We start from the raw sequence: 12,720 nt of genomic DNA on the forward strand, positions 1-12,720 counted from the left end.
CTGCCCTTTCGAGCAGCCTTACTAGCCTACTTGCGTTGTTGTTAAAATTGATAAGCGGCAGACAGCTTAAAGTTGCGTCCTGGCTCGTAGTCATTCGCAACAAAGCCACGAGCATCACCGATTCTTGACGAGTGAGAAACGTAAGCTTCGTCAAAGATATTGTCGACGCCAAAGGTCACTGAGAAGTCTTGGTAACTCGCAGGCACCCACTGAGCATAAATGTTGTGCACATCGTAGGCTTCTTTTGGATCTGTGCCTTCGAGCACGTTGTCTTCTTCAAGAACGACTAATGATGTCCAACCAAAGATGGTGTCAATACTATCTGCTGTGTAATCAAGGGTTAACGCGATGCTGTCCCCCATATCCATACTGCCGTCGACACGCATTACCGGGCCGCCGTTGGTTTTATCTTCCACGTCTGAACGCGAGTAAGAGACTTTAGAGTTGAATGATTCATAGCCGTACGAGGCACTGACTTCAAAACCTTCGATTTCCACGTCGCCCATGTTCTCGAAAGTGTAACCACTGCCATTCCACTCTTCGTTAATGTAATCGTCGATATCGGTTTGGAACACGGTGACACTCGCGCCAACAAAGTGGCCACCGAATTGAGAGTTGTAACGGATACCACCTTGGCGGTTTAAACCGGTTTCCGCTTCAATGTCATCCGCTAAAACAGAGGCTTGTTGGTACTTAACGAAGGACTCAAGTAACTCTGGGCCTTTAAACAGGCTGCGAACACTCGCAAATGCGGTCCAGTCTTCAGTAATATCCCATTCGGTTGCCAGCGCCCATGTCACATCGTCAAACGTTTTGTTGCTGGTTTCTGCTTCTCGTTTGTAATGGTCGTAGCGAAGACCAGCCGTCACGCTCCAGTTGTCGAGGATGTAAACTTGGTTTTCGGCAAACACAGCGGTCGAGATGGCGGTTTCGTCCATATACTTCACGCCGCCATACTTACTGGAGCTGTTTTTGTCCATGTAGTCCGCACCGTAAGTCACACGGTTGTCCACGGTCGCCAGTGTGTAGTCAGATTGGAATTTGGCATTGATACCTAAGTTGTGGTTGGTTGCTTCGTTTCTTGAAGCGCGCCCCATGCGCTCCCAACCCGTTTCACTTTCATCTCGGTCAATGGTGGTTTGGCTGCTGTACGCGACCACTTTGCCTGAGTGGTTGTCGGTATCTAACTCATAGCTAAGTGTGATGGTGTCACGGTCATAATCGGTCGGTAACAAGAGGTCTTGAGATAAACCTTGGTTTGCGTCCGCGCCCATATCTGGACGTGGGCGGTAATCGCCATTGTCGCGATAGAGATCATAAGCGAGTTCAAAACGATGATTTTCAGAAGACTCAAAACCCAATTTGCCGAGAATGTTGTAAGTATCCCCTTCTGTGCCGAAAGCATCGTTACCGTTGCCATCTTCAAAGTCGTCACGACGAATAAAGTGACCATACAGCATTGCGTCAACCGAGTCCGTCAACAAGCCGTATACGGTTAATGAACCTTGTCGGTTCGCATTCGATGCATAACCGCCAAATACGCGCGCGCCGTATGTTTCGCCGCTGCGCAGCAAGTCTTTGGCGTCTTTGGTTTCAAAGTATACCGAGCCACCAATGCCGTTTTGCGTCACCGAGTTGTTACCCACTTGAATATCCGCCGCTTTGAGGATATCTGGGTTTAAGGTTAAGTTGCCTACGTGGTGGAACATGTTAGCGTGCTGCGACGCGCCGTCTAGGCGGATATCTAGATCTGTTTCGCCTAGGCCGCGAATGTTAATCCGTTGATTGACCGAATGAGTGCCACCCACATCCACACCTGGAATGTCCCGCAGTAGATCCGACATATGGCCCGCTTGTTTCAGCGACATATCTTGCGCGCCGACCGTTTCAGTGTTTGATGACACTTTGGTTCCCCAAACCAGCACTTCGTCAAAATGGCTGGTTTCATCATTCGCAAAGGCGGTAGTGCTACTTATCGCGATACCGACCGCGCAACAAAGCAATGATTTGTTTAGAGGTTTGCGATTAACCCTTCCCATGAGCTTAATTTCCTAACTGGTAATGATAACAATTCGCATGTATGATAAATATCAATGTGATTAACGAGAAGTATTTCCAGTTATGCAAAAACGCATAACTGTTATGAGGAATCGCCAAATGGAGTCTGGTCACGCGCAAACCAATGTCCCTAAGGTCGTTTTAACCCAAACCGTGGTGGAAAATGACAAACAGGTGATTATGAGTCAAAACCGTTTTAGCAATACTCCGATTGTGGAAGGCAAGTTGATCAACTACGAAGTGCCGCAATGTTTCGCTATCTATGGTGGGCAAAGCACGGAGTTAGTGGATTCGCATGTTGTCGCGTCGACTTCTGCAGCGATGATCATCACAGTCGTGCTAGAAGGAAGCTTGACGTTCGGCTACGACGAGCTTGAGTTCACTATCGACGGAAACACACAACCTGAAGCCATACTGGTGAACCTCACCCAAGCGGCCAGTTTTCATCGCGGTATTGAAAAGCACAATCGACTACTGAAAGTGAACTTGTTGTTTCACTCTCAATGGGTGATGTCGCGTTTAAGCGAGCTTGGCGATCCTTTCTCGTTCACTTCTCAACACCTCAGTTATGTTCGCTCGCAAGTCAGTCCAAAAATGCGTGAACTGGTGTTATCCATATTGCAGTGTGAACAGCCGCAATGTTTCAGTACTCGCTTGAAGATCGAATCTCTCGCCCTGCAAGTCGTAGAAGAGATGTTTGACCATCTGCCCGATTCCACCAGCCAATACGATCAAAGTGCGCTCCCGAGCGCCATCAGCAGCCGTATTGAAGATGTGCTGAACTACATTGAAAGGCACTTAAAGCAGACGCTAACGATAGATTGTATCGCCGCGCACTTTTCGATGAGCAGTTCAAACCTGCAGCGGGTATTTCGATCCCATGTCGGGATTACCATCAACAGTTATATACGCCAGCGACGTCTAAGGCTGGCGAAGCATAATCTGGAAAAAGGACTCGTCACCATTACAGAAGCCGCCTACGAAGCTGGATACAACCACCCTGCCAACTTCACCATTGCGTTTAAAAAAGCATTTGGCATTCCACCCGCAAAAGTAGTAAAAACATAGTAACGGCTACGCGCTCAAGTGCATTTGGGCTTTCGAGGTAAATGATGAATATCGGTGCAGTATCAAAACTAACGGGACTATCCAGCAAATCTATACGACTGTATGAAGACAAAGGTTTGATCACCCCGCCGGGTCGCAGCGAAGCGGGTTATCGAGAGTACCGTGAGTTGCATATTCACGAACTTAACATGGTTTCGCGCGCTAAAAATGCGGGCTTTTCGCTCGTTGAGTGTAAAGAGTTTGTCGAGCTGGCACACAATCCAAACCGAACCAGCCGCGAAGTGAAAGAGAAGACCCAACAGAAACTCAAAGAAGTCGAAGAGAAAATCCGCGAGCTGAAAGAGATTGAAAAGCAGCTTAAAAGTTGGGTATCTGCCTGTCCGGGTGATGAAGGCAGCCAGTGCCCTATTATTGCGGAGCTGAGTAAATAACTCTAAACAAAACGAACACAATAAAAAGCCCAAAGCATCAGCTTCGGGCTTTTTTTAGTTCACTATGCGCCTTAGTGATAAGTGCACATTCGCTTGCCATCAACTTCAATAATGTTGAATGGCGTCTCGTAGATACTTTCTAGAATGTCAGCTTGAATCACTTCTTCAACCTTACCTTGTGCGACCACTTTACCGTTCTTCAGCGCGATGATCTTATCTGAGTAGCAAGCAGCAAAATTGATATCGTGGATAACCACCACGACAGCTTTTTTCATCTCGTGCGCCAAACGGCCGACATTACGCATGATTTGCAGCGAGTGTTTAATATCCAAGTTGTTCAGTGGCTCGTCTAAAAAGACGTAATCGGTGTCTTGCGCCATAACCATGGCAATGAACGACAACTGACGCTGGCCGCCACTGAGCTCATCCAAGTATTTATTTTGAATCTCGTTCAAGTCCAAATACTCGATAGCTTGGTCGATGATCTTGTTGTCTTCTGCAGTAAGCTTGCCTTGCGAGTAAGGGAAACGACCAAACGAAACCATCTCGCGAACCGTAAAGCGCATCGTGATGTTGTTTGCCTGACGCAATACCGCCAAACGTTTCGCCAACTCTTTGCTGTCCCATTCTGCGAGCTCTTTGCAATCGATATACACTTCGCCACTGTCTTTGCTGACCAGTCGGCTCGCCATCGACAGCAAGGTACTTTTACCTGCGCCATTAGGGCCGATAATCGCGGTCACTTTACCGTTCTCAAACTCGGCGCTCGCATTGTCGACCACCGCTGAGTGACCAAATACTTTTTTCAGGTTCTTTAATGTAATCATATCTACCCTAAACGATCTTATTGCGTAGCAGCATGCTTAAGAAGTACAGCCCGCCGATAAAGTTAATCACAACACTGAGTGTCGTTTCGAAGCCAAACAAGTTTTCCACTACCCATTGGCCGCTAAGCAGCGCCGCGACAGACAACAGCGACACGCCCGCAAGCAGCACCTTGTGTTGGTAGCTTCTAAACAGCTCTCTGGTTAGGTTGGTCACAAGCAAGCCGAAGAACATCAACGGTCCAATCAACGCCGTGGCGATGGTGATTAACACCGCGGAAAGCATCAGTACGTGCAAGGTGACCTTTTTAACATCAACGCCCAAGCTGGTTGCGTTATCTTTGTCCAACCAAAACACATCCAGCGTGAGGTTGAGTCGGTACAGTCGCCACGAGATAAACAGCAATAGCGGCGTACACAGATAGACCAAATCCACATCGATGTTGTTAAAGCTGGCAAACATATTGGCTTGCACGCTGGCAAACTCATTTGGGTCCATCAACATAACGAAGAACGATGAGATGCTGCCGAACAGCTGGCCCAGAATCACACCCAATAACAAGAGCACCATCAGGTTTTGTCTCTCACCGCGGAAATAGAAACTAAACAGCAAGAACGAGAAGCCCAGCATCGCAATAACAGAGATCACGAAGTTGAAGTAGCTGTTCATCGCAATGCCGCTAAGGCCACCAAACATCACCACCACCAGCACTTTGGTGAACATGTAGAGCGAGTCAAAGCCCATGATGCCCGGCGTTAGAATGCGGTTGTGGGTAATCGTCTGAAACGCCAATGCAGACTGCCCTATCGCTATCCCGGCGATCACAATCGCAAGCACCTTAGGGACTCGACGCGAAAGGAAGTATTGATAGTTGTCTGCATTCAGGCCGATACCGATAAACAATGCAGAAAACACCAGCGCCATCAGCGCAAGTAGCAGAAGTTTGCTTCTATCTTGCATGACGTTCTCCTTTAAGAATAAAGAAGATAAACACGCTACCACCGAGAATACTGATGATGGTTGAAATTGGGATCTCATAAGGGAAGATGATCAGACGGCCAGCCAAATCACAACACAAGACAATCAAAGCGCCGAGTAACGCGGTAAGAGGAATATTGCGTCTTAGGTTATCGCCGTAGAAGCGACTCACCAAGTTCGGCACGATTAGACCAAGAAACGGCAGCATGCCTACAATCATCACCACCGAAGCCGACATTACTGACACCAACAACACACCGATGATCAGCACTTGTTGGTAGTTCAAGCCGAGGTTAACCGCAAAGTCTTTGCCTAGACCAACCGCGGAAATGCGCGTCGCGTAGATATAGCTGAAAATCGCAAATGGAATCGCGACGTACAGCAGTTCGTAGTCACCTTGCAGTAAGTTGGCAAAGTTCGCGACCGTCCAGCTTGAAAGGTTTTGCACCGCATCGTATTTATACGCAACAAACGTCGCCAATGAATCGACCACGTTACCAAAAATGATACCGACTAAAGGCACGAACACGGCATTCTTAAACTGGATGCGGTTGATAAACTGCACAAACAACAGCGTGCCGCCCATCGATACCGCGAAAATGAGCCACAACTGGTTACCGTTGCCGAAAAAGACCAAACTCAGCACGTACCCCAACATGGCACATTCAATCGTTCCCGATGTGGACGGCGATGCAAACCTGTTCTGGCTGATTTGCTGCATGATTAAGCCTGCAATACTCAAACCTGCGCCAGCAAGCAGTACAGCGGCTAAGCGGGGAATTCGGCTGGTAAACAATAGATCCCAGCTGTCGACGTTACCACTAAGAAGTAACGGTAAGTTGAGCTTACCAATACCGACAAACAAAGACACGACACTTAAAACAATCAGTGCCCACGATAACTTCTTCAAAACAAACCTCTTGAAATAAAAAGCCTCAAGCGCATGGCTCGAGGCTCTTTTGCATATCCGACGAAAATTAGTTCACGCTTGAGGCGAACTTAACGTCTTCAATCATCTGTTCCGTCGCGCGCATACCGCCGATCGACAAGTACCAAGCGTTGATATCTAGGTACGCCATTTTGTCGTTCTTGTAAGCGTCGGTCGCTTTTACAAGGTCGTTTTCGAAATCACGTTTAACGTTGCTGCTCTTACCTTTGTTGATCAAAATATCTTTATCAACGATAAGCAGCGTTGAAGGGTTCTTCTCGCGGATGAACTCGTAAGAGATCAAATCACCATGACGGGTGTTTTTCACACCATCCACCGTTTGCACAAAACCGAAATCTTTATAGATAGAGCCAAAACGCGACATTGAACCGAAGGTTGTGATGTTGCCACCCGCACTCATTACCGTTAATGCATCCACTTTGTTTGCTTGGTTGTATTCGCGAATCTCTTTGAATGCACCATCCAATTGAGCGATTCGGTCTTCAACAAACTGCTGCTTCTCAAATACTTCGCCCAGTTTGCGCCATTCTTGCTGCGTGCTTTCCCAGTAGCCTTTATTAGCATCCAACGCATAAACGATGGTTGGTGCGATCTCAGAGAGCTCTTTGTACTTATCTGCGCCGCGAGGACCAACAATAATCAGATCAGGCTTTTGCGAGTAAATCGTCTCAAAGTCAGGTTCAAACAGGCTGCCAGCAGAAACAAAATCACCGTTGCGGTACTGCGCAAGATACTCTGGGAACATACTTACGGTAGAGACTGCCACTGGCTCGACACCAAATGCTTTTACCGTATCTAAAGGACCAAGACCAATCACGACAACGCGCTCTGGGTTTGTCTCGACTTTGGTTTTACCTTGGGTATGTTCAATCTCAACAACCTTTGCATTGGCGCCCATCGCCACAATGGTCATCGCTAGCGCAACTGCCTTAAGTTTCATGCTATTAATCCTTATGCGTATCAAATGCAATGCATTATCATTTAGATTTGCATTATTGTCACTACCCAATCTCGCTTTTTGCTACCAAGCGGCTAATGAGTAGGCAATTGTCGATAAAGTACAAAAGAAAACAGAAACTCGCGGGATCAAAAAAGGAGACCAGAGGTCTCCTTAACGTTAGAAAGATAAAGCTAGAAAAAGTCGATTTCGGAGCGCCCGTTACGCTTTTTGTCGCTGCCCTTTTCAGGTTTATCAGCACTCTTATTGCGTTCTGGTTTAGCGCTAGATTTACTCTTACTGGCTTTTTTATTGCTGTTTTTCTTCGCCGGTTTCAGCGTAGGTGCTACTTTTTTTGCTTCTGGCTCAGGTTCGCTAACCGGAGCATCGCAAACCACCACATAATATTCTTGGTTGAACTCGAAAAAGTCACCGTCGTACATTTTGCGACGTTTACGTGTCTCAAGCTCACCGTTAACTGCTACGTATCCTTCGGCAATCAAATGTTTGGCTTCACCACCGCCACCAACCAAGTTAGCAATCTTAAATACTTTATATAGCTCAATAGGTTGCGATGAAACTTCAATACCGATAGCTTCAATTTCAATCTCTTCGCCTTGATCGAATTCTTCGCTCATAGCCTTCTCTTAATTACTTAATATCATTTGTTGCTGAGTCTAATCGCTCTATCAATAGAAATAAACTAAAGTTCGCCACGCTTTACCGAACGGCATAACAAACCTCTGACATAACTGACACACTGATGACCATCTTTCCTAACTGGAAAGGTTTGCTTTCCACCTTTTCCGTCAGGTTTGACTTACATTATCTCCACGGAACAAACACATGGATGATTTAAACAATGAATAACAAGAGTAAAAAATCATGATGTCAGAAACCAAAACATTAGTTATCGATAGCCAGCCACTAATGCGTGATGCGTTGGAGCAATTGGTTTTAGAGAGTCTGCCAAAGGCGCAAGTATTCCAAACTAACTCAGCGATTTTTGGCGCGCAGATGGTACGCAACCAACACATTGATTTGGTTATTCTAGATGTGAGCTTAGAAAACTCGGACGGTTTTGAGTTTGTCCGCCGCGCTCGAGCACACGGCTATCGCGGAAAGATCTTGTTTATTTCAAGCAACTCGCACCCAATGTATGTCAACACGGCACAAAAACTGGGCGCGAATGGCTACATCGCGAAAAACGAACCGATTCCAGCTCTGAAAGAAGCAATCATCAGTGTAGTGAGAGGTTATGCAATGTTTAAACAAGCGCCTTGCCGTAAGCGCAGTAATGTTGCTCTATCCAACCGCGAAACCATCGTCTTCAACTATCTAGTGAAAGGCTACACCAACAAAAAGATCTCGGAGCTTCTATCGTTAAGCTCAAAGACCATCAGTACGTACAAGTCACGTATTCTTGAGAAGTACAGCGTTAGCTCGATTGTTGAACTGATGAACCTGCAAGAGCATATGTACGTTGAGATGGCCGAACTCAAAAAAGATGTTGCTTGATCTTTGAAATCAAAAGCTGATGCAGTGGGCTACTTTGATTAACGAGTTTTAGATAAGCGACAACAGACGGTAGTTGCTCCAATTCAAGGCATTGGGGCAAAACCGTCACATTAATATCCGTTCTCTTTTCGAGCGACTTAACTAGCGGCATAAACGTCGTACACTCAAGCTTGTTCAATAACTCGAATAAACACGTAATGTTATCAACCGTCGCAAGCTTTTTGACTTCGTAGCCATTGTTCTCAAGTGCCAACTTAATCGCCGCTTTCTTCTCTTGCCAGCCTTTCATTTCCATAATCACAACCGGCATTTTGAGCTTTTCTTCGATGGTTCTTTCTGCGTATTTGCTCGAACACAAAATCGCCCCTTCACACTTACCCAGATGGCACTGATAAATAACCTTGTTCACCTCAGGATTAAAGTACTGCACACCTAGGTCAATATTGCCTTCAAAGATGTCTTGAACTGAATTGTCACCCCAAGAAGTGATGTTGATTTCGGCATTAGGAAAAGTGGTAATAAGGTCGATCAGCAGATCACTGCCGATTAAAAACTGAACTACGCTAGGAAGAGCAATATAAATCGGCTCGTCATAGGTCAGTGGGTCAAAGTCTTCTTTTCGCACTGCGCCATCAATCAAATCTAAGCCTTGCCTGACGACAGGTAACAATTGCAGTGCGTAGTCTGTTGGTTCGTATTCATGCGCGCCGCGAACAAAAAGTGGGTCACCCAATTGCTCACGGAGTTTGGCAAAGTACTTACTCACCGCACTTTCCGTTTTACCTAACTCTTTAGCAACAGGTTTCAGTTGTCGATGCTTGTCTAATAGTGTCAGCACTTTGAGTAAGTTCAGATCAAGTTGCGATTTCATCTATACTTAAGACCTTTCAAATTTGAAGTGTATGCAGGACGCGAGCACACAAAATACTAAGGTTAATACATACTTACTAGTACATGAAAGCGGTTATTCATATTTTTGCACAACACTAAATTTTTAGTTCACGAACTAAACGCAAATTAACCCCATTTTAACGACAGAGTTCACAATAAAACCCCAATGCCATTGAATATAAAAGTGTAATCTCGTTTAGTTGATCAACTCGCGATATAAAGAAGTAAAATACTTAGCTTTCATAGTATTGCAGTAGCATATCTTTAAACAAATGATCAACAAATCAGTGTTATCGAGCCGATGGTTAATCCTTTAGCCTGACGTTTGTTGCGGTAGGTACGTCATAATTTATGTCACAATCTCTTAGTAGTATTGCATTCACTCCCAAGGTTACAGATCAATCCGATTACGCGATTTCTGTCGATGAGGAACAAGAGTCACAACCTTTGACTCTGACAGAAGCAGAATTAGATGAGTTGATGGATAAAAACGTTCGCCATATTGCGGATGTGTTGAATGATGGCCTGTTCTATATGTCCGATACCGGACACGTGCGTTTCTACTCTTCTACCTTTTACGAACAATTTGGCAACCTAACGGGCTGTTCTACCCTGCAGACTTGGCTTGAGCGTGTTCATCCACTTGACCGCGATTTACTTCAGAGCAAAGTGGATGAATACATCCGACACGAGGGACGTAAGCTCTGCACACAATATCGGGTAAGGAATGAAGAAGGCAATTACATTTGGATACAAGGCACGGCTGTCACTAAAATCATCAATGGCAAACGCGTGATCATTGGGTGTCATAAAGGGGTTTATAACACCAAACGAAAACATGCCTTTGCCCAACACTCTCGGTTTGTTGAAAGCGGTGAAACATTGGCGAACGAACATAAACTCGAGTTGGACATTGAAAACGCCTCGCTCGGTCCCGCAAAACACAGTTTAATCTACATTCAAATCGCCAACATTCGCTCCTACTTATCTTTATACGGCACCGGCATCATTAGCGATGTATTAAATCACCTGAAACACGCTCTGAACTACTTCCCACTCCACTCTCTTGACCTCTACAGTATTCGCTCCGATGACTTTGCCATTCTAATTAGCGGCGACTACACCCAAGACGAGTTGTTAGAGTTAGGACAAAAGATTTCGCAGCGCTACTATGACTCGGTCAAAGCCAACGACTTTCTTTACGGCACAGAAATCAGCTTAGGTATTTATCCGAACTTTCCGAAACATAAAGGCACCGACGAGGCAATAAAAGTAGCCTCACGCACCAGTCAGTTTGCTAGCCAGCAAGACTCTCATCAGGTCAGCATCTACAACGGCAAGACCAAAGCAAAAGTAGACCGACATTTTTTCATCGAGAGAGAGCTCGGTAACACCATTAAGCAGGAAACGCTCTCGGTCAAATACCAACCGATAGTTTGTGCAAAACGCAACAAGGTCGCCAGTTTTGAAGCGCTGGTTCGTTGGAAGTCCAAAGAGTTTGGCGATATTTTCCCCGATGAATTTATCTCCGTCGCGGAAAAGAAAGGATTGATAGTTGACTTAGGGTACTTGGTCTTCAGCAAAGCGTGTGAGTTCTTACATAAGTACAACACCACACATGAAAACCCAGTACGCATTAATGTCAACGTCTCTGTCATTCAACTGCTTAACCATAGCTTCCCTGACACCGTCAAAACCATCGCCGACCAATACCAAATCTCTCCGCACAATATCGTCCTTGAACTCACCGAAACACTCATCCTAGATGGCAACAGAAACGCCGTTATCCAACTCAACCGACTGAAAGAATATGGATTCCAGCTATCACTTGATGACTTTGGGGCGGGATACAGCTCTCTGAACAGCTTCTTTGACCTACCGCTGCAGCAGATAAAAGTCGACCGTTCAATCGCTCAACGCTCGATGACAAACCCAGCAACGTTTGAGTATCTATCGTTTGTAACGCAATTATGCCGAACCTATGACGTCGACATTGTTATCGAAGGTATCGAAAACGCCAAAATGCAGCGGATGTTTACTGAGATGGGGGCGTCATACCTGCAAGGCTATTGGTTCTCTAAGCCGCTCTCGCTAGCAAGCGCCAGCCACTACACTCTGATATAGCCAGAAACAAAAAACGGTCCCATTAAGGACCGTTTCTATTATCGATATTAATGATTAGAACGCCGCTTCAATCGTACCGTTAAAGGTCTGCTGTAGGTAATCGCGGATCGGTTGCGATTGATAGATTTCGACAAACTTCTTGTACTCAGCATTGTCTTTATCTTCCGCGCGGCTGGCGATCACCATTACCGCTAAAGGCGCGTCTTTCGCTTCTAGGTAAATGCCCTGCTTCTTAGGATCTAAACCTGCAGACATCACATAGTTCATCGTAATTGCAGCAGCATCAACGTCGTCAAGCGTACGAGGCAGTTGCGCTGCGTCTACTTCAACAAATTCAAATTGTTTTGGGTTTTCAACAATATCGTTCAACGACGCTTTAAAACCGACACCGTCTTTTAAGCTGATAAGACCGGCATCAGCAAACAAGAGCAAACCACGGCCACCGTTAGTGGGATCGTTTGGAATCGCGATACGCGCTTGCTCAGGAAGTTCTTCAATCGAACGGTACTTGTTAGAGTAAACGCCCATGCGCATCAAGATAGAATTGCCTGTCGAAACCAGATTCGCATTCTGACTGCTGTTGTAGTTGTCTAGGAACGGCTGATGCTGATAACTGTTCAGATCGATGCTGCCATCTTCCAAAGCCGCGTTGGGCGTAATGTAGTCTGAAAACTCAACAACCTTAACTTTCAAACCGTGCTTTTCGGCTTCTTTGGCTACTGCTTCAACCACTTGAGCGTGAGGTCCAACTGTCGCACCGACTTTGATTTCTTTACTTTCCTGTTCCCCACAGGCAGCTAAGCCAAACACCAACGCAACGATACCCAAAGATTGACCAACTTTTTTCAATCCCTTCATTATGAACTCCTTATTATTAGAATATAGACGTTTAGCCATCTAAACCGCCATAATACCGATAACCTAACGTTATGCAATAGCTT

Annotated in this window: 12 protein-coding genes; 4 read left to right on the forward strand and 8 right to left on the reverse strand. The window is 45.8% G+C overall.

All coding sequences use genetic code 11. The features are described 5' to 3' along the window. Positions 1 to 41: 41 nt before the first annotated feature. Positions 42 to 2,039 carry a TonB-dependent siderophore receptor gene (locus tag AKJ31_RS04505; protein ID WP_053407879.1) on the reverse strand — a complete coding sequence of 666 codons (1,998 nt, stop codon included), beginning with the start codon at positions 2,037 to 2,039 and terminating at the stop codon, positions 42 to 44. Between the two features lie 118 nt (positions 2,040 to 2,157). Here AKJ31_RS04505 and AKJ31_RS04510 point away from each other — a divergent pair, with 118 nt between their 5' ends. Together AKJ31_RS04510 and cueR are read left to right on the forward strand one after the other, a co-directional pair. Next, entirely contained in the window at positions 2,158 to 3,126 is a 969-nt protein-coding gene (locus tag AKJ31_RS04510) for a helix-turn-helix domain-containing protein (protein WP_053407880.1), read from the forward strand. A 44-nt stretch (positions 3,127 to 3,170) separates the two neighbouring features. Beyond that, the gene (gene cueR / locus AKJ31_RS04515; protein ID WP_053407881.1) at positions 3,171 to 3,557 is read left to right on the forward strand and encodes a Cu(I)-responsive transcriptional regulator; all 387 of its coding nucleotides are present in this window, start codon (positions 3,171 to 3,173) and stop codon (positions 3,555 to 3,557) included. 71 nt (positions 3,558 to 3,628) lie between these two features. On the opposite strand, the gene vctC is transcribed toward cueR, so the two are convergent. The 5 genes from vctC to AKJ31_RS04540 all read right to left on the reverse strand — a co-directional run bounded on the left by vctC (position 3,629) and on the right by AKJ31_RS04540 (position 7,884). Continuing rightward, positions 3,629 to 4,384, reverse strand: coding sequence for an iron chelate ABC transporter ATP-binding protein VctC (vctC, locus tag AKJ31_RS04520; protein WP_053407882.1), 756 nt, complete (start codon positions 4,382 to 4,384; stop codon positions 3,629 to 3,631). A 7-nt stretch (positions 4,385 to 4,391) separates the two neighbouring features. After that, positions 4,392 to 5,342 (reverse strand): iron chelate uptake ABC transporter permease subunit VctG, encoded by a 951-nt coding sequence (gene vctG, locus AKJ31_RS04525; protein ID WP_053407883.1) that lies wholly within the window; start codon positions 5,340 to 5,342, stop codon positions 4,392 to 4,394. Next, complete coding sequence (gene vctD / locus AKJ31_RS04530; RefSeq protein WP_053407884.1) at positions 5,332 to 6,270, reverse strand: iron chelate uptake ABC transporter permease subunit VctD; 939 nt, start codon at positions 6,268 to 6,270, stop codon at positions 5,332 to 5,334. Before vctD ends, vctG begins: the two co-directional genes overlap by 11 nt. Positions 6,271 to 6,337: 67 nt before the next feature. Then, positions 6,338 to 7,249 (reverse strand): siderophore ABC transporter substrate-binding protein, encoded by a 912-nt coding sequence (locus AKJ31_RS04535; RefSeq protein ID WP_053407885.1) that lies wholly within the window; start codon positions 7,247 to 7,249, stop codon positions 6,338 to 6,340. Positions 7,250 to 7,440: 191 nt separating this feature from the next. After that, positions 7,441 to 7,884 carry an RNA-binding S4 domain-containing protein gene (locus AKJ31_RS04540; protein WP_053407886.1) on the reverse strand — a complete coding sequence of 148 codons (444 nt, stop codon included), beginning with the start codon at positions 7,882 to 7,884 and terminating at the stop codon, positions 7,441 to 7,443. 247 nt (positions 7,885 to 8,131) lie between these two features. On the opposite strand from AKJ31_RS04540, the gene AKJ31_RS04545 reads away from it, so the two are divergent. Then, complete coding sequence (locus AKJ31_RS04545) at positions 8,132 to 8,764, forward strand: response regulator transcription factor (RefSeq protein ID WP_053407887.1); 633 nt, start codon at positions 8,132 to 8,134, stop codon at positions 8,762 to 8,764. Here the strand turns inward: AKJ31_RS04545 and AKJ31_RS04550 are convergent. Further along, the gene (locus AKJ31_RS04550) at positions 8,745 to 9,635 is read right to left on the reverse strand and encodes a LysR family transcriptional regulator (RefSeq protein ID WP_053407888.1); all 891 of its coding nucleotides are present in this window, start codon (positions 9,633 to 9,635) and stop codon (positions 8,745 to 8,747) included. The two genes, AKJ31_RS04545 and AKJ31_RS04550, sit on opposite strands and share 20 nt — an antisense overlap. Positions 9,636 to 10,006: 371 nt before the next feature. On the opposite strand from AKJ31_RS04550, the gene AKJ31_RS04555 reads away from it, so the two are divergent. Continuing rightward, entirely contained in the window at positions 10,007 to 11,779 is a 1,773-nt protein-coding gene (locus tag AKJ31_RS04555; RefSeq protein ID WP_053407889.1) for a sensor domain-containing phosphodiesterase, read from the forward strand. A gap of 54 nt (positions 11,780 to 11,833) precedes the next feature. Here AKJ31_RS04555 and AKJ31_RS04560 read toward each other — a convergent pair whose 3' ends face one another. Further along, positions 11,834 to 12,637 (reverse strand): MetQ/NlpA family ABC transporter substrate-binding protein, encoded by an 804-nt coding sequence (locus AKJ31_RS04560; protein WP_053407890.1) that lies wholly within the window; start codon positions 12,635 to 12,637, stop codon positions 11,834 to 11,836. Positions 12,638 to 12,720 lie beyond the last annotated feature (83 nt).

The sequence above is a fragment of the Vibrio hepatarius genome, assembly GCF_001274785.1.
Classification (GTDB): Bacteria; Pseudomonadota; Gammaproteobacteria; order Enterobacterales; family Vibrionaceae; genus Vibrio; species Vibrio hepatarius.

What these genes read in the sequence shown, in the direction of transcription:
- AKJ31_RS04505 (WP_053407879.1), bottom strand. Translation starts at nt 2,039, where the DNA reads ATGGGAAGGGTTAATCGCAAACCTCTAAACAAATCATTGCTTTGTTGC.
- AKJ31_RS04510 (WP_053407880.1), top strand. Translation starts at nt 2,158, where the DNA reads ATGGAGTCTGGTCACGCGCAAACCAATGTCCCTAAGGTCGTTTTAACC.
- cueR (WP_053407881.1), top strand. Translation starts at nt 3,171, where the DNA reads ATGAATATCGGTGCAGTATCAAAACTAACGGGACTATCCAGCAAATCT.
- vctC (WP_053407882.1), bottom strand. Translation starts at nt 4,384, where the DNA reads ATGATTACATTAAAGAACCTGAAAAAAGTATTTGGTCACTCAGCGGTG.
- vctG (WP_053407883.1), bottom strand. Translation starts at nt 5,342, where the DNA reads ATGCAAGATAGAAGCAAACTTCTGCTACTTGCGCTGATGGCGCTGGTG.
- AKJ31_RS04535 (WP_053407885.1), bottom strand. Translation starts at nt 7,249, where the DNA reads ATGAAACTTAAGGCAGTTGCGCTAGCGATGACCATTGTGGCGATGGGC.
- AKJ31_RS04540 (WP_053407886.1), bottom strand. Translation starts at nt 7,884, where the DNA reads ATGAGCGAAGAATTCGATCAAGGCGAAGAGATTGAAATTGAAGCTATC.
- AKJ31_RS04545 (WP_053407887.1), top strand. Translation starts at nt 8,132, where the DNA reads ATGATGTCAGAAACCAAAACATTAGTTATCGATAGCCAGCCACTAATG.
- AKJ31_RS04550 (WP_053407888.1), bottom strand. Translation starts at nt 9,635, where the DNA reads ATGAAATCGCAACTTGATCTGAACTTACTCAAAGTGCTGACACTATTA.
- AKJ31_RS04555 (WP_053407889.1), top strand. Translation starts at nt 10,007, where the DNA reads ATGTCACAATCTCTTAGTAGTATTGCATTCACTCCCAAGGTTACAGAT.
- AKJ31_RS04560 (WP_053407890.1), bottom strand. Translation starts at nt 12,637, where the DNA reads ATGAAGGGATTGAAAAAAGTTGGTCAATCTTTGGGTATCGTTGCGTTG.